Origin of the sequence: Leucobacter sp. NPDC058333 (assembly GCF_042726155.1) — a bacterium.
Lineage (GTDB): Bacteria > Actinomycetota > Actinomycetes > Actinomycetales > Microbacteriaceae > Leucobacter.
The window spans coordinates 883,383-901,761 of the sequence record NZ_JBHXHV010000001.1 but is presented as its reverse complement, the minus strand read 5'-3'; the positions used below and the strand labels follow the sequence as shown (position 1 = coordinate 901,761).

At 65.4% G+C, this 18,379-nt stretch carries 18 protein-coding genes; 6 read left to right on the top strand and 12 right to left on the bottom strand.

What is annotated here, in order from left to right:
* Positions 1-42: 42 nt before the first annotated feature.
* From ACFWHR_RS04155 to ACFWHR_RS04120, 8 genes are all read right to left on the bottom strand, one after another.
* Positions 43-900 (bottom strand): LytR C-terminal domain-containing protein, encoded by an 858-nt coding sequence (locus tag ACFWHR_RS04155; protein ID WP_382447007.1) that lies wholly within the window; start codon positions 898-900, stop codon positions 43-45.
* A 106-nt stretch (positions 901-1,006) separates the two neighbouring features.
* Positions 1,007-1,828: a heme ABC transporter ATP-binding protein gene (locus ACFWHR_RS04150; protein ID WP_382447006.1), complete on the bottom strand. Its 822-nt coding sequence runs from the start codon at positions 1,826-1,828 to the stop codon at positions 1,007-1,009.
* Positions 1,825-2,895 carry a FecCD family ABC transporter permease gene (locus ACFWHR_RS04145; RefSeq protein ID WP_382447005.1) on the bottom strand — a complete coding sequence of 357 codons (1,071 nt, stop codon included), beginning with the start codon at positions 2,893-2,895 and terminating at the stop codon, positions 1,825-1,827. The genes ACFWHR_RS04150 and ACFWHR_RS04145 overlap by 4 nt, the downstream gene beginning before the upstream one ends.
* 7 nt (positions 2,896-2,902) lie before the next feature.
* The gene (locus tag ACFWHR_RS04140; protein ID WP_382447004.1) at positions 2,903-4,039 is read right to left on the bottom strand and encodes a hemin ABC transporter substrate-binding protein; all 1,137 of its coding nucleotides are present in this window, start codon (positions 4,037-4,039) and stop codon (positions 2,903-2,905) included.
* Complete coding sequence (locus ACFWHR_RS04135; protein WP_382447003.1) at positions 4,036-5,040, bottom strand: HtaA domain-containing protein; 1,005 nt, start codon at positions 5,038-5,040, stop codon at positions 4,036-4,038. Before ACFWHR_RS04135 ends, ACFWHR_RS04140 begins: the two co-directional genes overlap by 4 nt.
* A gap of 76 nt (positions 5,041-5,116) precedes the next feature.
* Positions 5,117-7,747, bottom strand: a complete 2,631-nt coding sequence (locus tag ACFWHR_RS04130; RefSeq protein ID WP_382447002.1) for an HtaA domain-containing protein — start codon at positions 7,745-7,747, stop codon at positions 5,117-5,119.
* Between the two features lie 178 nt (positions 7,748-7,925).
* Positions 7,926-9,470 (bottom strand): HtaA domain-containing protein, encoded by a 1,545-nt coding sequence (locus ACFWHR_RS04125; RefSeq protein ID WP_382447001.1) that lies wholly within the window; start codon positions 9,468-9,470, stop codon positions 7,926-7,928.
* A 198-nt stretch (positions 9,471-9,668) separates the two neighbouring features.
* Positions 9,669-12,257, bottom strand: a complete 2,589-nt coding sequence (locus ACFWHR_RS04120) for an HtaA domain-containing protein (protein ID WP_382447000.1) — start codon at positions 12,255-12,257, stop codon at positions 9,669-9,671.
* Between the two features lie 233 nt (positions 12,258-12,490).
* Between ACFWHR_RS04120 and msrB the strand changes: the two genes are divergently transcribed.
* Together msrB and ACFWHR_RS04110 are read left to right on the top strand one after the other, a co-directional pair.
* Positions 12,491-12,964: a peptide-methionine (R)-S-oxide reductase MsrB gene (gene msrB / locus ACFWHR_RS04115; protein WP_382446999.1), complete on the top strand. Its 474-nt coding sequence runs from the start codon at positions 12,491-12,493 to the stop codon at positions 12,962-12,964.
* A complete protein-coding gene (locus ACFWHR_RS04110) occupies positions 12,961-13,524 on the top strand; it encodes a nitroreductase family protein (RefSeq protein WP_382446998.1) in 564 nt (187 codons plus the stop codon). The genes msrB and ACFWHR_RS04110 overlap by 4 nt, the downstream gene beginning before the upstream one ends.
* A 20-nt stretch (positions 13,525-13,544) precedes the next feature.
* On the opposite strand, the gene ACFWHR_RS04105 is transcribed toward ACFWHR_RS04110, so the two are convergent.
* From ACFWHR_RS04105 to ACFWHR_RS04090, 4 genes are all read right to left on the bottom strand, one after another.
* Complete coding sequence (locus ACFWHR_RS04105) at positions 13,545-14,489, bottom strand: DMT family transporter (RefSeq protein ID WP_382446997.1); 945 nt, start codon at positions 14,487-14,489, stop codon at positions 13,545-13,547.
* Between the two features lie 416 nt (positions 14,490-14,905).
* Complete coding sequence (locus ACFWHR_RS04100; protein WP_382446996.1) at positions 14,906-16,126, bottom strand: tyrosine-type recombinase/integrase; 1,221 nt, start codon at positions 16,124-16,126, stop codon at positions 14,906-14,908.
* Between the two features lie 140 nt (positions 16,127-16,266).
* Positions 16,267-16,749, bottom strand: coding sequence for an ImmA/IrrE family metallo-endopeptidase (locus ACFWHR_RS04095; RefSeq protein WP_382446995.1), 483 nt, complete (start codon positions 16,747-16,749; stop codon positions 16,267-16,269).
* An 8-nt stretch (positions 16,750-16,757) separates the two neighbouring features.
* Positions 16,758-17,159: a helix-turn-helix domain-containing protein gene (locus ACFWHR_RS04090; RefSeq protein ID WP_382446994.1), complete on the bottom strand. Its 402-nt coding sequence runs from the start codon at positions 17,157-17,159 to the stop codon at positions 16,758-16,760.
* A gap of 116 nt (positions 17,160-17,275) precedes the next feature.
* Between ACFWHR_RS04090 and ACFWHR_RS04085 the strand changes: the two genes are divergently transcribed.
* The 4 genes from ACFWHR_RS04085 (at position 17,276) to ACFWHR_RS04070 (ending at position 18,378) form a co-directional block, all read left to right on the top strand.
* Positions 17,276-17,512, top strand: coding sequence for a helix-turn-helix domain-containing protein (locus tag ACFWHR_RS04085; protein WP_382446993.1), 237 nt, complete (start codon positions 17,276-17,278; stop codon positions 17,510-17,512).
* The gene (locus ACFWHR_RS04080) at positions 17,509-17,748 is read left to right on the top strand and encodes a helix-turn-helix domain-containing protein (RefSeq protein ID WP_382446992.1); all 240 of its coding nucleotides are present in this window, start codon (positions 17,509-17,511) and stop codon (positions 17,746-17,748) included. The genes ACFWHR_RS04085 and ACFWHR_RS04080 overlap by 4 nt, the downstream gene beginning before the upstream one ends.
* Before the next feature lie 84 nt (positions 17,749-17,832).
* Positions 17,833-18,168: a hypothetical protein gene (locus tag ACFWHR_RS04075; protein WP_382446991.1), complete on the top strand. Its 336-nt coding sequence runs from the start codon at positions 17,833-17,835 to the stop codon at positions 18,166-18,168.
* A 6-nt stretch (positions 18,169-18,174) separates the two neighbouring features.
* Positions 18,175-18,378 (top strand): hypothetical protein, encoded by a 204-nt coding sequence (locus ACFWHR_RS04070; protein ID WP_382446990.1) that lies wholly within the window; start codon positions 18,175-18,177, stop codon positions 18,376-18,378.
* Position 18,379 lies beyond the last annotated feature (1 nt).

Genomic DNA, 18,379 nt, shown 5'->3' with positions numbered 1-18,379 from the left:
CAAGAGTGAACTAGCGCACACGCGGAGTGAACGGCGAACGAACTACTGCGCTGCGGCTGTCGCGTCGGCCGCAGCCGGATCTGCCGGCGGAATCGTCGCGGGATCGGTGGGCACTCCGGTTGCCGGATCGATCGGGAACCCAGTAGCGACGTCGATGTCCCATCCCGTGACCGGATCGATGTCGAGCCCCGTCGCCGGGTTGATCTGGCGACCCGTCTCCGGGTTCACCTCTGGCTCGGTGGCCGTGGCGTCGGCGGCACCGTCAGCCTCTGCATTACTCGCGTTATCGGCGTTGCCCTCGCTGATCTTCGCTGCCTCATCGAGACCCGGGCCCTTGTAGTCGGCCCCCAGCAACACCACGAGGCGCACACCGTACGACTCGTAGTCGGTCGAGGTATAGGTCGATACGCCGCCGAGCTTCTCGGCGAGGCCAGCGGCGGCCGAGGCGTCGTCGGGATCGGAGTAGAACACCGCAGAAATCTTGACGTCGGTGGTCGCTGCGCTCCCCGAGAATTCGATCTTGCCCCACTGCTCGTCAGTGATGATCTTGTCGAGCGCGGCCGCGAGGTTCTCGGTGGGCGTACCATTCAAGATCGCGATGGTCGCTTCTGGGTCGAGCTTGGCCGTAGCGGTCGGCGAAGCTGAACCCGACTTCGTACTCGATGGCGCGAGCGGCAGCTTGCCGGTGCCTCCGATGCCCTGCACCGCAAGGATGCCGACCGTAGTGAGCAACGCAAAGCCCAGTAGACCGGCAATCAGGTACTGCCAGAAGTAGCGGGGGCGAGCCGTGACGCGATGAGCGCCGACGCGGCCCGTGTGCCGCACATGATCGAAGCGGTCTTCAGGGTACGACTGACGGGCAGAGAGATTCTCGATCCCGGCCTCATTCCGTCGCGCCACGCGGTACCCCTTTAGATGTCGCCCTGGTCAGTACTGTCAAGTTGAACTCGCACGCCGCGAGATGCCCCCACACTATCGTGGCAGAGCTGCCAGAACGGTGACAGCGCTAGTGCGTGCGACGCGGAATGACGATCGGCCGGCCCGTGTCTGGGTCCGGGATCACCCGAACGGGTGCACCGTAGACCTCTCCGATGCGCTGCTCAGTCAGCACCTGCCCCGGAGTACCGCGCGCCACGAGCGATCCGCGCTCGAGAATCGCGACCTCATCGGCGTACGCCCCGGCCAGCGACAGGTCGTGCAACACCACTATGACGGCGCGACCCTGTTCGGCCAGTGCCCGAGCGATCTGCAGCACCGCCTCCTGGTGCTTCAGGTCGAGGGCCGCGGTCGGTTCGTCGAGCAGCACGATGCGGGTTTCTTGCGCCAGCACGCGAGCGAGCGACACGCGCGCCTTTTCGCCGCCGGAGAGGTGGGGAAAACCGCGCTCGGTGAGGTGCCCGACGTCGGCGGCGGCCGTCGCTTCACGAATGGCTCGCTCGTCTTCGTCGGCCTCCGGTGTACCGATCCAGGGCGCGCGGCCCATATCGATCACCTGCTGCGCCGTGAACGAGAACGCGACCTGGTTCGACTGCAGCAGCACGGCGCGCGCCCGCGCAAGTTCGCGCGCGGGCCAATCGCCGAGGGCACGACCGTCGCACGCGACAGACCCGGTTGTCGGCACGATATCGCCGCAGAGCACGCTGAGCAGCGTCGATTTACCGGCGCCGTTCGGCCCGACGAGGGCGAGTACCGCGCCGTAGCGCACGTCGAGCGTGACGTTCGAGAGGATCGGCACTGAACCGACGTGATAGCTCACACCGGTAACCTGCTGCGCCACGTTACCGATGCGGTCGGTGGGCACGGCTGCAGACGCATCGATGGGGGTCATGCCCAGCCTCCCGAGCGGCGACGGTTGCGCCGAATCAGCCAGAAGAAGAAGGGGCCGCCGACGAGCGAGGTGAGCATGCCGATCGGCAGGTCGGCACCATCGACGAGCGTGCGCGCGAGCAGATCGGCGTAGAGCAGCAGCACGGCGCCGCCGAGCAGTGAACACACCAGCAACAGCCGGTGCGCTGGCCCAAGCATCATGCGCATGAGGTGCGGCACGACCAGGCCGACGAACGAGATCACACCGACGAACGCGACGCCGACGCCAGTCAGCAGCGCGACGAGCACAATCGAGGCAATACGCAGCCGCTCGACACGCACGCCGAGGTGGGATGCGGTGCGATCTCCGAGCGAGAGCAGGTCGTACTGGTGCGCGAGCACGATCGCAACGAACGCCGCCACCGCTCCGACCACCGCGACGATCGCAACTTCGTTCCAGCGCGAGCCGTTCAGCGAACCCAGCTGCCAGAACACAATCTGTTCGCGGCTCGACGTGTCCCCGATAAACGTGAAGAGCGCCATGCCCGCACCAGCGAACGCGTTGATTGCGACACCCGTGAGGAGCAGCGTGACGATCTCGGTGCGCCCCTGCGCGCGGGCGGTCAGATAGACAATAAACGTCGCGGCAAGCCCACCGAGAAAGGCGAAGATTGCCACGGTCCAGCCGCCGAACGCAGTGATACCCAGCGTGATCGATGCGGAGGCGCCAAGCGCCGCGCCCGACGAGACGCCGACGACGCCCGGTTCCGCGAGCGGGTTGCCAAAGATTGCCTGCATCACGGCTCCCGCGACGGCGAGTGCAGCACCGACGAGCAGCGACATGATGACTCGGGGAAAACGAATCTGCCACAGTGTGCGGTCCATGAGTTCGTCGGTCGGCGCCCAGGCGTTGGTGATCCCGACCTTGCGCAGTATTGAGCCAATGACATCGGTGGGGCCGATCGACAGCTGGCCAAGCCCCGCCGACAGAATGATTCCGACGACGAGCAAGACCACCGCAGCGACTATGACGATTGCCCCGCGGCCCGCGCTGCGGCGGCCGACGGCCTTCTGGGTGGTGTTCGTCACTGTGCTCTTAACTTTCGGGGGCGTACACCGCACGGGCGAGAGCGTCAAGAATATCGGCCGAGCGTGGCCCGAATGAGAGTACCGTGCCGTCTTCCATGTCCACGAATCGGCGACGCTCTCCCGCGGTCGTCACAGCGATCGCAGGCTTCTCTTCAAGTAGCCCGTCGACGCCGCCGACCGATTCGAGGCCGTCAGACATCACGAGAATGAGATCAGGGTTGGCTTTCACGAGTGCTTCATCAGTCATCGGCTTCATCCCGTCCCACCCCATATCGGTCGCGACGTCGATGCCGCCGAGCGCGTCGATGAGTTGATCGGCGCCCGACTCCTTGCCGAAGAGATAGTAGACGCCGGCTGTGCCGCGCAGGTAGACAAACGCGATACGCAGTTTGTCGGCGGGTTTCGCCGGTGCGATCTGGGAGATTTCGGCGGTCTTCGCCGCGACCTCGTCGGCGATGCGGTCAGCGAGTTGCTCCCCAGCCTCGGGGCTGCCGTAGATCGCGGCGACCTGACGCGCGAGGTCTTCTGCGCCAGCGAACGACGGGTCGTTCTGCACGAACACGACCGTGATGCCCACGTCTTCCAGCTGTTCGATGACGTCACGAGGGCCGACTGTGCCATCAGTGATAACGACGTCGGGGTGCAGGTCGATGATGGCCTCGGCGTTCACTGTGTGGCCGCCGCTCGTGACGCGGGGCAGGCCGTCAAGGCTCTTCAGGGTGGTCGACTGATCGACTCCGACGAGGCTGTCGGCGAACCCGAGCCCGGCGACCGTCACCGAGATGTTGCCGCCAAGGTCAGCCGCGACGACGCTGTCCGTCTGTTCAATTGTCACGTCAGTCGACGTGCCATCGTTCGCGTACGAAGGCACGGTCACGGGAAAACTCTGCGCCGGATTATCGGCGACGGGCTCAATTTCGGAGTGCCCCAGCACTGCAGTCGAGGGCCCCTCATACGATTTCGGATCATCCAGAGTTGAGAGTTCAGCAAGCGGCACCGATGAGGTGGTCGATGGCGCGGTGTCGCCCTCCGCGCCACCGTCCGCGCCACCGCCGCCTGCGGAGGGGCTCGCACACGCAGCGAGCAGGAGCACCCCCGCGACGAGCGCCGCGGCGGCTGCGGCAGCGCGCCGCGCGCGCATCATCGCTGCGCCCCGGGCGCCTCAGGCGCCTCAGGTCCTTCAGGCGCTTCAGGCACCTCGGGCGTCGAGTCGCCCGGCTCGGCAGCCGGAGCAACCGGCGCGCTCGGAGCATCCGAAGCACCCGGAGCGGCCTCCGATGACTGCTGGGGCTTGCGACCCGCAAGTAGCATGCCGCCGGTAACACCGATGACGAGGATCGCTACGCCACCGATGATGATGGGCAGCCACGGGATCTGCGGCGACGCCTCGACCGGCGCTGCTGCAGGGTCACTGGGAGCCGTGGTCGGCTCTCCCGGCGGGTCGGCGGATGCGCCAGACTCGGTGCCGGCAGCGGCTCCATTGGCGTCATCGCAACTCGCAAACTGCACGTCGAGGGCGATGGGGTCGAGGTCGACACCTCCCTCGTAGAAGCCGGCAAACGCCTTCGCTCCCGAGTTCGTGAGGGTGGTCGGCAGCTTGTCAGCGGCGAACGCACTGTCGGAGACGGGCAGCTGCTCCGGCACGATGACGTCGCCTACCCACTCCTGTTTCGCGTCGAGTGCGACCTCGCCCTCCATATCGGTGCTGCGTGCGTCGAGCAGCAGCGCCGCTTTTCCGTCGCCCTCGAACTCGATCGTCGGGTTGGCGAGCGTCAGGTCGAGCACACCGTCGTGACCCGTGAAGTGCACGCTACCGGTGAACGAGACGCTGCCCTCACCTGTCGCGGGGTCAATGCTGCCGGTCGCACCGCTCCACGTGAACAGTGGCGTCTCGTAGCTCGCGCCGTCGCCGGTCTCCCAGGAGCCATTCGCGATGCTGCCGCTGATGTATGCGCGGAAACTCTCTTTGACGCCCCACGCGAGGCTGCCAGCGGTCACCTCGCAGGTGCCGCCGGCCTCTCCCTCTGCGCGCACGAGCTCCGCGCGAACAGGCCCCGCCTGCGCGGCCGAAGGCGCAAGCAGCAGCCCACCAATGATCGCGGCTCCTCCGAGCAGTGCTCCGGAGCGGCGGAAGTGGGCATTCACGGATGGGCCTCCTGGCGGATTGTGGAACGGGTGAGTGAGCTGGATTGAAGTGAGCGGGGTGTGCCGAGCCGGGCAGCTAGCCCGCGGTGCGACGCTGGCGGATCGTGAGCACCGTCATGCAGGCAGCAATTGCCGCGAGGCCACCAGCGCTGACCCACCACTCCCACACTGCCATGCCGCTCGAAGCGGGGAGGAATCCCGCGGAGGTAACGCGATCGCGCGCGACCTGCCCGGGCGCTGACTGCGCGTCGACTGCGGCGGATCGGGCAGATTTCTTCGGCTTCGGTTCGACGATATCGATGACCGCGCCAGCGTTGGTGCTGCCCTGCACCGTGATGGTGTGCGTGCCCGTCACATCGTCGGGGAGCTTGCCCGACCAACGTACGACGCCGTTCTTGTCAGCGCTGGCCTTCTCGTCGAGCACGATCGGATCGGAGTAGAGCACGACCAGCACACCCTCGTCGTCGGGGTCGAAGCCCGCGGCCTCGATCTCGATGCGCCCGCCCGGCTTGAGCTTGTCGGCGTGAGTGAGCACGGTGACGCCCGTGGTCGCCGGGACAGTCTTCGCGGCCGTGTACTTCTTCGTGTCTGCACCGGCCGCGGTCGAGCCGTAGCTCACCTGAGACTCAGCGCCGACCGTGAACGTGAGCGGGTCGAGACTGATCGGCCGCGCGCCGCTGCCGCCCGCTCCCCCGCTACTCAGTGCACCGAGAACGGGCACGTTGCTCCACGTGACTTCACCGTTCGCGCCGACCGTCTTGCTGGCACTGCCGAGGTCGAGCTGATAACTGCCAGCCCCGAATGATGTGCCATTGCCGGTTGCGATTGTCGCGCTGGTCGGGCTCGTGACCGTGATGGACGGATTCGCGACGTTGAACATGGTCATGCCGTAGCCCCGGAATGCGACCGTGCCACTGTAGGCGACTGTGCCCGTCTGGCTGGCGCGATCCCAGCTCGAACTGGCGGCCTGGGGAAAGAGGTAACCCGCGCCAACACCGTTCGTCTCGATGCTGCCCTTCGCGCAGTGGGAGTAACCGTACGCTTCCTTGTTCGCGCAGGTGGTGTACGCGACGAAAGCGTTCGAGACGCTCCACGACAGCGAACCGGCGGCAGCGCTGTCTGTCGCGACGGGTTGCACAGGGGCGGTCGGCTTTGCACCGGGCTTCGGTTTCGGTTTCGGTTTCGACCCCGTATCGGGCGTCGGCTGAGTGCCGCTGTCGGTGCCGATGATGAACGTGAGTTCGTCGAGTTCGTCACCCTCGCTGTAGAACGAGCCCGGGCCCTCGCCGACGTCGTTCACGAAAAATTGCGTCGCCCCGGCGCGGGTGAGTTGTGTCGTCGCGTGCGTGAATTTCACTGCGCCGCCCGGGAGCGTTGCGCGCTCGGCCTTCGACAGGTCGATATCGGCGAGCGCGATGGACTTGCCGTTCAACGGGATCTGCAGCTCGGCAGACTTCGCGTTCTTCACGACGATAGTCGGGTTCCGCAGGTCGACGTCCATCTGTCCGTGGTGACCGCTGAAGTTAATGTTGCCCGCGTATTGCACGGAGCCGGTGGTGCCGTTCCAGCCGGTTCGCGATGCCTGGGGGAAGCTGAACACGCCGTTGTTTTTCGACTGCGTAGCGCCTCCCGAGGGCGCGATGGAGCCCCCGGCGATCGGGCCAACGACGTAGCTTCTGAACGACTTCTTGACGCCCCACTGCAGTGTGCCCTGCGTGCCCGTGACCTCTTCGGAGAGCACGACATCGGGAGCCGTCGCCTTCGAGCCGCGGTACGCGGCGGCGTCGGTGGGCGTGAACACCGCACCGTACCGATACGTCGCAGCATCGGTCGCCCGCACAGTCTTCTGGGCGACGCCCTGCTCGACCGGTACCGGGTTACCGAGGGCCTTGCCTCCCACGGTGAACTGCACGGCACCACCGACCTCGGCCGGCTGCACCGTCGCAGTCAACGCCACGTCAGCCCCGGCATACGGCGAACTCGGCTTTGCAGTGAGGGCCGAGGTGGTCGCCAATGGGCCGGGTGTCTCTGGCTCCTCGGGTAGCGTCGCAGAGAACGTGAGCGGATCGAGCTGCGCGCTGTCTGCTGAGTAGAAGTTACCGAACGCTTCGAGCCCCGCCGAGGTCATCGTCGCCGTCGCGTTCGTCCACGTGGCGACCCGGCCGGACATCGTCGGTGGCGTGAGCACCACGTCGGCGAAGTGCACGTCTTGCCACGTGCGCATCTCGCCGACCGTGGTCGTGTTGATGAACTCTCGTCCCGTGATGTCCATGTATAGCTCGGCCGAACCGGCCTCGGAGATCGTGAGTCGTGGATGGGTCATCGTCAGATCGAGGATGTGGTCCTCGCCCTGCGCGTGCCCCAGGAAGTGCACGCCGTCACCCGTGCCGAACTCGATTTCCAGGCCGGTACCGTCGGCGGCCGCGGTGCCACTGGCAACGCCGTCACGCCAGGAGAAGGGCCCGGCGCCCGTGGTGGCGCCCACCTGTGCAACGGTGCCGTGAGCAATCGGGCCAGTGATGTAGTTGCGGAACGACTCGCGAATACCCCAATCGAGCGTGGCGCCGCCGACCGGCTCCGCCGCTTGCGCATCAAGCTGAGCCACCTCGGCCTGCGCCGCCTGAGCGCCGCCGAACACACCGGATGCCACCAGGATCACCATCGCGCCGATGATGCTGGTGCGGGCGAATCGAGTGCGAGCAGACACGAAGAATCCTTACTGAGACGACGTCGACGAATGGAGTTGGTGCTCCGTGAGCGGGCTTCACCACGCGCGGGGCGCGAGGTGCCGAGTGACCCAAGTGAGGGTGACCTAACTTCCAGTCACCAGTCTGCTCCGATTCATCAGATGTTGCAAGTCCAATGAGGCGAGCGAGCCGCACGAATCACTTGGTCACTGTGAGCTTCACCGCAGCACTGGACTTCGCATTGAGGTTCTTGCTGCTGACAAATTTCACGGTGAGCTTGTGGGCGCCGGCGCGCAGTTTAGGCACCGAGATCTTGGCCGTGCCGGTCGTGCTCAACGTCGACGTCTTGATTTTCTTCGAGCCGTCGTACACCTGCACGCTCAGCTTCGACGCTTTCGCGCCGAGCGTGCCGGGAACCTTGACGGTGACGCTGAGCTGCGCATTCTGACGCGCCGACACCTTCGACTTTGCGAGCTTGGCCGTGACTGACGGCGTCGCCTTCGTTACCTTCAGAGTTGTCGATTTGTTTGAGGTCGAGGTCACCAGCGTGCTGCTCGGCACGTACGTGGCAGAAACCGCGTTGCTGCCGACCGATACGGGAGCTGTGAGCTTGACCGTCGCGGCGCCGTTGGTGAGCGTCGCAGAGTAGGCCTTCCCCGCCACCTTCAGCGTGACCTTGCCCGCGGGCACCACCAGGTTCTCGCTTGCCCGTACCTTCACGGTCGCCGTCGCCGTCGAGTTGTAGGCGACCGTTGGGGGCGCAAACGAGATCGTCGTGGTTGTGGGGACGGCCCGCGCAGCAACAGCGACCGCGGCCGAAGCGGAACCCGAATACGCCGCGCCATCGCTCGGCACGAACCGCGCCGTGATCTGGCGCGATCCTGACTTCGCAAATCGCGTCTCAAACTGCGCGACGCCCGCCTGTGTAGCGACGGCACTGCCGAGAGGGGTGGCCCCCTCAAAGAACTGAACGGTTCCAGTCGCGGAAGTGGGAGCCACGCCCGCGCGAAGCGTCACGGGCTTTCCCACCAGCACACTCGTTGACGACGTGGTGAGCGTCGTCGCCGTCGCGGTCGGGGCGGGCGGCGTAGCACCGATGTCACCGGTCGACAGAGTGACTGGGTCAAGACCAGTGCCGGCCGGGTAGAAGTTCGCGAACACGACCTCCCCCGCCTCAGTCAGCTTGGCCGACGCGCCCGACCATTTCACAGCGCCGCCCTCGATTGTGGGCTCGGGCAGCGAGATGTTGGCGAGATGCACGTTTTCGGCGTGATACGGGACAGCCTGGGGGTACGAAAGCCCCTCAGCGTCGACGTACATTTCGGCGGTTGTCGCGGAAGTAATTTCAACGCGCGGGTGCGTCAGCGAGGTGTCGAGCAGCCCGTCGTGCCCGACAAAGCGCACGCCGTCGGCCGCACCAAATTGCAGCTCGCCAGACGCCCGATCCTCTGCGACCGAGCCTGTGCCCGACGACCAGCTGAACGTCGAGCCGGAACGTTCGGTCGCGCCGAGCGGAGTCACCGTGCCGTGTGCAATTTGTCCGCTGACATACGACACGAACGACTGCTTCACGCCCCAGTCGAGCGTCGCGGCCGAAGCGGGAAGCTGCGCGGCGACAGCCGCGGGCGCCTCCAGAGCCGCCGGCTGAGCAGTCGCCGCAGCGCCGCTGCCGAGCATGGCCGCGACGGCGAGCGCCGCCGTTGTGATCGTCGAAAGAACTACGCGAGAACGCTTCCGAAACACCTGTGACGACTCCTTGCTGGCGCGGCACGCTCGATTCGAGCGGCCGAAACAATCGTATGTGGGACCTGCTGCGCAATTGAAATCCGGCGCGAGCGTTCATCGCCCCGCCGGATCGCGGGGTCTCGCCGCTCACGCGGCGAGACCCCGGCAACTGCTGGTGTTACTTCGCGCCCGCCTTTCGGCGAGCGTTGGCGAGTGTTAGTTCGCGGCCACCCGTCGGCGAGCGACAATGAGGCCAGCGCCGAGCATCAGCGCAAGCACTCCGCCGGCGAGCAGACCGGCAATGCTCTCGCCACCGGTGGTTGCAAGCCCGTTCGCTGCTGCGACGTTTCCGCTCGTCGGTGCGGTGACGACCGTACCGATGGTTCCGCCAGTACCGCCACCCTCGGTCGCGCCGTTCGCGCCACCCTCGGCTGAGCCCCCGCCGGTCACCGTAATGATGAGCGAGTCAGAGACCGAATCTGAAACCGTCTCGTCGTTCGAGGTGAATGCCGCCACGATCTCGTTGTCACCGACTGCGAGGTCGGTCGCCGCACGTGCGACGCCGTTCTCAACCGGCACGGTTGCGATGGTCTCGCCATTGTTGGTGAACGTCACGGAACCGGTTGCGGTCTCCGGTGAAATAGTGGCCACGAATTCAACGCCATCGGGGCTGCCACCGACACCGGCCGACGAGGTCAGCGACGTGGTGCTGCGCGCGAACTGCGAGACAGCGAAGCTTGCCTCGACGTTCTGCTCCACATTCGTGCCAGCGAACGACACGATGTAGTCGCCGGGAGCGAAATCAACGGGCACTGCCCACTTGATCTCAGCGGATCCCGACTCGTTCGCGACCGCGGTGCCAATCGGCGTGACTGCAGCTCCATCGGCACGCGCGACCGCGGATTCCGCCCGGGTCTCGGGAGCGACCGGGCGCACAGTCACGTCGAATTCGTTGCCAGCTTCAAAGCGACCCGCCGTGAAGGTCGAGGTCTCGCCCTGACGCACGTTCGCCTGCGCCGGCTTGTCGCCGTCAATCGTGATGACCGGCAGAACGGGCGCCGCGGTGATGGTCACAGTGACCGCCTGAGAGGTCGAGTCGAGCACGTTCTCCTTATCGGTCGGAGTGAAGAGTGCCGAGAGGTCGTGTGATCCGACGGGCAGATCAGTGGTCGTCAACGTCGCAACGCCGTTGGCGACAGCGACCGGTTCACCGAGCTTGGTCGAGCCGTCCGAGAACTGCACGGTTCCCGCCTGATCGGCGGGCGAAACCGTAGCGGTGAGCGTGACCTCGTCGCCCTGCTGAGCACTCTCGGCGCTCGCCGCGAGCGTCGTCGTCGTCGCGACGAGCGGGGCACCGTAGTTCAGGCGCTCTTCCTGCTCCTGAGCAGCGTTATTGACTCCGCCAGCACCGTAAGTGAACACGCCGTAGCTGCCGTCGGTGGTCGCCGGCTTTGCGGCGTCGCGATCCTTCAGCGTCACGGTCCACTCGAATGCGCCATCAGCGTCAAGCGAAACCCACTGGCCACGAACGGTGCCCTGGAATGCAGCGGAAATCTGGTTGACCGTGTCCTCGGTCAGCACCCAGCCCTGCGATGCGACGAGGCGCTGTGTCGAGGCGGCACCGGTCGAGGGCTGCCAGTTCGCACCGAACTCACCAAAGACGACGTAGGTGCCCTGGGGCAGCGTGTTCGGGATCGGCACACCGCGGCCGCCGACATTTGCCTGCGGATCGAAGCCAGAGCCCTTCACGACGAGTTCGTCGCCAGCCGATACGCGGGTATCGCCCACAGGGGTGACACCGTCGCTCAGGAAGACCTGCAGCTTCGGCTCCCACACCTTGCGCTCGGCAACGGTGACCGTGGTGCTCGACGAGGTCGATGCAGCGAATGCGTCAGAATCGGCGGGCACAAACTTCGCCGAGACGGCATTCTCGCCGACAGGCAAACCGTCGGTAGTGAGCGTCGCGACGCCATTCTCGACGGCTACCGCATCAGCGATCTCCGCGCTGCCGCTCGCGGTCTCGTTGGTGAAGGTGACAGTGCCAGCCGCCGATGCCGGGGCAACCGTGGCCGTGAACTTCACGTCGTCGCCCTCGGTGGCGGTCGCTGCGTTCGCGGCGATGGTTGTCGTGGTTTCGGTCGCCACCTCGGCGGGCACGGCCGAGACAGGTGCGGTAAAGGTGATCGGGTCGAGGCCCGCATTGCCGGCGGCGTAGAAGCCGCCGAATGCGTCGAGACCTTCAGCGGTCATGGTCGCGGCCGCATTGGTCCAGGTGTAGCTCGAGCCAGCGACGGTCGGATCAGGAAGCGTGACGTCAGCGAAATGCACGTCATCGAGCGTGTAAGACTCCCCCACGGTCGTCGTATCTACGAACTCGCGCCCGTCGACGTCAACGTACAGCTCAGCCGTCGTGGGCGACGTCACCTTGATGTGCGGCTGCGTGAATGCGAGATCGAGAATGTAGTCTTCGCCGTGCGCGTGACCCTGGAAGTGCACGCCGTCGGAATCGCCGAACGTCACGTCGACATCGGAGCCGTCAAGATTCGCTGTGCCAGTGCCGCCGGTCCAGATGAAGGGCCCAGTGCCGGTGGTGGTGCCGAGGAGCGTCGCTTTGCCCCCGGCGATCGGGCTCGTGATGTACGAGCGGAACGAGTCACGCACGCCCCAGCTCAGTGTTGCCCCGGTGACCTCGCCGTCGGCGGGCGCCGCGTTCGCGGCCGCGGGGGCCAGGGCAGCGCCGCTGGCGACAATCAATCCCGCTGTCGCGGTGGCGAGTACGCGTCGCCAACTCCTGTGTGCAGTCATTGAGATTGCATTCCTATTCTGTTCTGGAGCACGCCTCGGTACGGCGCAGCACACGGCTGCGCCGTACCGATCCCCCGCTCATCGGACTAAACTGAGGTTAGCCTAACCAACACCCGTCGAACATTCTGACGACTTTCATCAGATGATGCAAGTCACCGCGTGACACGCCCCTTATGGGCGGCCTAAGACGGGGCGTACACTGGGCACGCAAATTCTTAACCCGGAAGGTCGTCATGAGCCAGCCAATCGATTCTGCCGCGTACCCGATCCAGCTCAGTGACAGCGAGTGGCGTGAGCGACTCACGCCCGAGGAATACGCCGTGCTTCGCAATCAGGGTACCGAACGAGCCGGCACCGGCGAGCTTCTCAATGAGACCCGAGACGGCCTGTATCGCTGCCGCGCATGTGGTAATGAGCTGTTCATCGCTGGCACGAAGTTTGACTCGGGGTGCGGTTGGCCGAGCTTCTACGAAAGCGTGCGGCCCGGCGCTGTCGAGCTGCTCGAAGACTCGAGCCTCGGCATGGTGCGCACCGAAGTGCGCTGCGCACAGTGCGGATCGCACCTCGGCCACGTCTTCCCCGACGGCTTTGGCACGCCGACGGGCGACCGCTACTGCATGAACTCGCTCTCACTCAGCTTCGACGCTGGCGCAGAGCCGAGCGCCGAGTCCGGTGCAGCGCCGGGCGCAGCGGCTGGAACCGAGTGAGCGAATTTGGCGGCCCCGCGTACCGCGCACTTCAGCGGCGCCGCTCGCACTCCAGCGTCACCGACGAAGCGCCGAGCCGCGCCGAGCTCGAAGAGTACGTCGCCGCTATGGCGAGCGTCTCCGACCACTCGCGGCTGCGCCCCTGGCGCATCATCGAACTGCGGGGAAAGGCGCGGGGCAAGCTCGCCAAGGGGCTTGCGAAGGCATCGGGTGAGGATCGGGCGAAGCTCACCGCCAAGATGAAGCGCGCCCCGTTGATCCTCGTCATCGTGGTCAGCCCCCGCGAATCACACAAGGTGCCCCTCTGGGAGCAGGAGGCCGTGGCGAGCGGTGTCGCGCACTTCTTGGGCCTACTGCTGCACGAATCCGGTTGGGGTTCGGTCTGGAAGAGCGGCACGCACACGCGCAGCAAGGCCGTGCGCAAGGCGCTCGGCGTGAAAAAGCCCGAGTACCTGCTCGGCTGGCTGCACGTCGGGGGCATCACTGACCGCGATCGCGAACGCGGCGCCAAACCGCGAAAACCGCTCGACGTCTCGCGCCACCTCAGCGGGCCCGGGTAGACGCGTTTCGCTCGCGCCCGCTACGGCGTCTGCGCAGAGCGCCGCTTGCCGGGCAGCGCGGCTACGACGACCGCGAGCAACGCCACCGCTGATCCGGCAATCATGCCCTGAGTCAGCCCACTCGCGAGCGGCGCTCCGGCCTCGAACGCAACCGCCGCAAGCAACTGACCCGCGACATTCGACATGCTGAGTAGCAGGACTCCCGCGGTGCGCACGAGCATCGCAGCGACCGCGATGAACAGCGTGCCAATAATGCCACCGATGTAGAAATACGGCGCCGATGGCCAGTTCGTCGGCCACCCCGAAATCGCGACTGAGACCGCGGCCATCACCATCAGGATCACCGTGCCCACCACGAAATTGACGAACGTGGACGTGATCGCACTCTCGGCCGCCGCCCGAACGAGCCCGTTGACCATCGACTGCGCCGAAACGCACCCGCCGATGACGATGGGAAACACGATGAGCCACACGCCGTGCACGCCACTGAACCCGACCGACAGCGCAACCGCCACGATCGCCAGCGTCGTGCCGATGAGCCGCATGGGCGTCGGATCGATGCGACCGCCGGGCCCGAGCCCGACTCGATCAAGCACGAGGCCCCCGATCACCTGACCGGCGACAATGCCGACTGTGAACAGCGCGAGTCCCATCACGGGCGCGACGAGGCCCTGCGCCAGCACGAAGAAGGCGCCGCCGGCGCCGCCGAAGAGGGTCCAAACGGGGAGCGCCCCGGCGCGCACCTCGCGGCGAATGCGAGTCAGCCCGGTGCGCGCACGCCGCGACACCAGCACTGCAATGCCCATGACGATGAGGCCCGATCCGAACGACGCGGCGGCGGTGACGTAGCCGTTGCCGAGCTCCTGACTCAAGCCGCCGTTGATACGCGACTGGACGGCAACGAGTACCCCGGCGAGCGCGGAACCAATGAGCGCGGCCCACACGGGCAACTTCGACTGCAACACTCCCCCAACTGTACTCTGGGGCGCCCGAGCGGCGTGTTCGCTCGCGGCCGAGCCCTCGCCCGGGTGTTGGTCGCCCGCCGCCGCGCCCCTTGCCTGGTGTTGGTCGCCCGCCGCCGAGCCCCTTGCCCGCCGCCGCGCCCCTTGCCTGCCGCCGAACCCCTCCCGCCTGAACGCTATCTCGCAAGGGGTTCGGCGAGGTTAGAGGGGTTCGGCGAGGTTACCGGGGCACGGCGGAACGAAACGGGCACGGCGATGTCGGCCGCGCGCCGCAATACCCGTCGCGCTCGCCGAGATCGCCTACGTAATTTGGAGCCGCCTGTCGGACTCGAACCGACCACCTGCGCTTTACAAGTTGACTATGCGTAACTACACAAGTCTCAACAAATTGCAAGCGATTGCAACAACGTGCGACAAAATCAAGCCCTGATCTGCGATTTCCAAGGCCCGTCGATCACATTCGATGGTGATGTGTTTAAAGGCTCGCGGTCGATTGCGACTGATGAATGCCCCAGCTTTGCCCCACGAACTTCTTCCCTGCGCTTGGCTCCCGGCCTCTTCTCCGCCTTCGGTTTTTTCTTCGCGCGCGACGGGTCGACCAGCGCCTCGAGCACCTCTTTATCGTCGAGCTTCCCGAGGTGTGCGTACCGCTGCGTCGTGATGATGGAGACGTGCCCGAGCAGGAGCCGGACACGCTCGATGGGTAGGCCTGCCTGGATGAGGTTCGACGCGTAGGTGTGTCGGAGGTCGTGGATTCGGAAAGGCTCGATCTTGGCCTTTTCGAGTGCCGGGGTGAACACGAACCGTCGCCAGTTACTGAGATCGATCGGGTGCTCTCCGTCGACGCTGAACAGCAGCGCGTGCGGGTCTTTCGGGCACGCGGCCTTCACCGCGTCTGCGACCCAGGTTGGGAGCGGAACGCTTCGCCGCTTCTTGCCCTTCGGGTACGGCTTCATCACTCGGTTGCGGGTGTCCCACGAATCGCGCACACGAAGCTTCGCACCTTTCATGTCGAGCTGCCCTCTTCGCAATGCCACAGCTTCACCCCATCGCAGGCCACACCCGAGCAGCACAGACGCGAGCGCACGGTCTGTCGATCCTTCCGGGAGAGCTGCGAGGAACCGGCGCTGCTCCTTCTTGGTGAGGTAGCGCTCAATGAGATTGTCGGGCGCACCAAGGTTGAGCCTGGACGCAGGGTTCGCGGTGAGGATGCCGGCGTCGATCGCCCCGTTCAGTGAGACCGACAGTAAGGCGCAGAGTTTCTTCACGGTGGCCGGAGCAAGCCCCGCCTCCTGCAGCTCTACCGCCCAGACCTTCACATCGTGGCGGGTGATATCGATCAGCGCGACCTCTCCCCACTTCGGCCGGACGTGCTTCTCGATGACTCCCACCTCGCGTGCGGCGGTCGAGTTCTCCGTCAGTCGCGACTTCTGCCACTCATCGCACCACGCGCCCCAAGTGCGCGCGGCTGCGCGCGGGTCGCGCCATCCGAGATCCCTGCTCTCTGCCTCGAGCCGTGCCGCTTCGCGCTGCGCCGCGGTCTTGTGTACGAACGTGTCACCCGTGTAGCGCTTCGCCCCATCCGGGATGCGGTAGCCGCCCCGGTAGCGGCCCGAAGCAAGCTTCTCGGTCCAAGCCATTACCGCGCCGCCGATCGGGCGCGTTCAGCTATCGTATTGTTCATCGGTTTTGCCTTTCGGGTGGATCGATCTCAAGCCCTCGTGGTGCGGATTCTTGCTTGCCGGCGGAACCGCACTACGGGGGCCTTTTGCGTTTCGGGTTATGCGATCAGTCCGCAACGGAACTCGCGCCCGCTGCGGAGGCTGTGCATTAGCGCGCCGTCATCGAAATAGTCCTCGTCTTCATACTGACCAAAGATGTTCCGCGGAGCTGCCAGTGCCTGAGCATGGAGATGGTGCTGCTGATAGAGCTCAACCATTCGCCGCGTTGTTCGCAGGTGATTTGCGATCGCCACGGGATGGGGGTCTTCAAGTTCCGCCTGCATGTAGGGCTCGAGCTTGATCAGTATCTTCGCGGCGAAAATCCATGCGCGTTCTTCGGATGCCCGCGTGCTGCATCGGTCACCGAAGTAACAGTGTCCGAGTTCGTGCGCCCCTGACTCGGCTGCCTGGATTGGATCGAGCCTGTCGCTAATCACGATCTGGTTCGCGTCGGCGAAGAAGGCGCCTCTCTGGGGCGGGGGGAGCGTTCCGAAGGCCAGCGCCACCCCTTGCCGTTTCGCTTCGGTGATCACTCGTTGCATGGCGCCTCCTATGGCAGTTCTTGTGACTGTTCCTGTTCGGCCTCTATGCCGTCTCGTTCGTCTGCCGCGAGCGCCACGCCACTTTGCCGGAGCTCGTCGAGGTCGACGGCGCCAACGTGAGGAATGTCATCCTCCGCCTGACCACCGACATTCTCGTCTTCGAAATCCACCAAGACCCCGTTCGCCCAGCGACGGCGAGCTTCCATTGCCGCTCGATCAACGAGCGCTCCGGGGTCGAGATCGAGAGCCTCGCAGATCGCGAATAGATCCTCGACGTCCACGACCCGAAGACCCTTAAGTGTCTTATGCAGAGTCGATACAGGGAGGTTCGAGTGTCGCGCAAAGCTCTGCACATTGAATCCCTTCCGAGCCAGCTCCGCGCGAAGCTCGGCTGAGACAGCGAGACTCATTGGCCCAATGGTGCGTGCATTCGATCCGCGTTTCTCCATGTGGGAAAGATTACTCGATACTGAGACATATTCCAACCCACCTTGCAATCTACCCACCTGTGTGGTTATCTCTCCACATGGAAAGATTCAAGCGCACTCAGACCAACGAAATTGTTGTCGGCGAGATTCGTGCAGCAATGGCACGCAAGGGACTCAAGCCCCTCGCGGTGGCCGCCGCTGTTGGAATGAACCGATCCAGCATCTACCGACGCCTCAACGGGGACACCCCGTTTGACCTCGATGAAATTCTCGCGATCGCCGACGTTCTCGAAGTGCCCGCAAGCTCATTCTTCCCGCTGGTGCGTGCGGCATGAGTTCGCCGCCGGTCACCGTTGGGCAAGCAGCGCACATCGCGGGCTGTCACCCCGAGACGGTGCGCCGCGCGCTCCGCACGGGTGAGCTGCACGGCAAGCAGCGCACTAAGTCGGGCACGTGGAAGCTGCGACCGGGCTGCGTGAAGAAGTGGGCCGAGAACGAGCCCTGTAAGCACCAGATTGATTCCCGGCCGGTCAGCCTCGACGCATTCCGCCAGCGTCGCAGCGCGAGCTAACCGCCCACACTCCTAGACCAAATTCTGCGCCCTCTCTGGGGAGGGCTCCCATCAGTGCACTCATTTTCGGAAGGAAACACCCCAATGGACACCATCATCTACCTCGGTGCAGCAGCGCTCACCGTGCTCGCTGCAACGAACGCAGTGCTCATGCGCATCTCAGCACGGAACAAGCGGCAGGCTCGCGAGGATCGCGCCGAAGCCGCTTCCTTGCTCAGTGAAGCGCGCGGCCTTGTCGATGGCTTGGTCGGCAGCTCACTACGGATGGTCGTCACCTCGATAGAGGTCGACCCCGAAACGCGTCGAACGCTTCTCGCAGCGCTCCGTAATGCGGGCCGCGACCTGCTCGCTTGCGATTGCCCGAATTGCTCAGAGGACCGCCGCATCGCGCAGGCCCGTCAGAACCGGAACGAGCTGTGAGCCGTCATGGATTGGACCCGGCCCACTTGGCGCGCCCTGTGTCTGCTCGTCGCCATGTCGGCAGCGCTCCCCTTCACCCCGTTCTGGTTCCTGCTGGGTCCGGTCTGGCAGGGCGTCGCAGCCGGGCTCGTGCTGATCTTCGCGCTCGTCATCTTGATAGCGCGGTACGCGGACTCCGATGGATCGCCCGCGTCTTTGGAAAGCGAGTGAA

What these genes read in the sequence shown, in the direction of transcription:
- msrB (WP_382446999.1), top strand. Translation starts at nt 12,491, where the DNA reads ATGAGCCAGCCAATCGATTCTGCCGCGTACCCGATCCAGCTCAGTGAC.
- ACFWHR_RS04120 (WP_382447000.1), bottom strand. Translation starts at nt 12,257, where the DNA reads ATGACTGCACACAGGAGTTGGCGACGCGTACTCGCCACCGCGACAGCG.
- ACFWHR_RS04070 (WP_382446990.1), top strand. Translation starts at nt 18,175, where the DNA reads ATGGATTGGACCCGGCCCACTTGGCGCGCCCTGTGTCTGCTCGTCGCC.
- ACFWHR_RS04100 (WP_382446996.1), bottom strand. Translation starts at nt 16,126, where the DNA reads ATGGCTTGGACCGAGAAGCTTGCTTCGGGCCGCTACCGGGGCGGCTAC.
- ACFWHR_RS04085 (WP_382446993.1), top strand. Translation starts at nt 17,276, where the DNA reads ATGGAAAGATTCAAGCGCACTCAGACCAACGAAATTGTTGTCGGCGAG.
- ACFWHR_RS04095 (WP_382446995.1), bottom strand. Translation starts at nt 16,749, where the DNA reads ATGCAACGAGTGATCACCGAAGCGAAACGGCAAGGGGTGGCGCTGGCC.
- ACFWHR_RS04140 (WP_382447004.1), bottom strand. Translation starts at nt 4,039, where the DNA reads ATGATGCGCGCGCGGCGCGCTGCCGCAGCCGCCGCGGCGCTCGTCGCG.
- ACFWHR_RS04075 (WP_382446991.1), top strand. Translation starts at nt 17,833, where the DNA reads ATGGACACCATCATCTACCTCGGTGCAGCAGCGCTCACCGTGCTCGCT.
- ACFWHR_RS04080 (WP_382446992.1), top strand. Translation starts at nt 17,509, where the DNA reads ATGAGTTCGCCGCCGGTCACCGTTGGGCAAGCAGCGCACATCGCGGGC.
- ACFWHR_RS04090 (WP_382446994.1), bottom strand. Translation starts at nt 17,159, where the DNA reads ATGAGTCTCGCTGTCTCAGCCGAGCTTCGCGCGGAGCTGGCTCGGAAG.
- ACFWHR_RS04150 (WP_382447006.1), bottom strand. Translation starts at nt 1,828, where the DNA reads ATGACCCCCATCGATGCGTCTGCAGCCGTGCCCACCGACCGCATCGGT.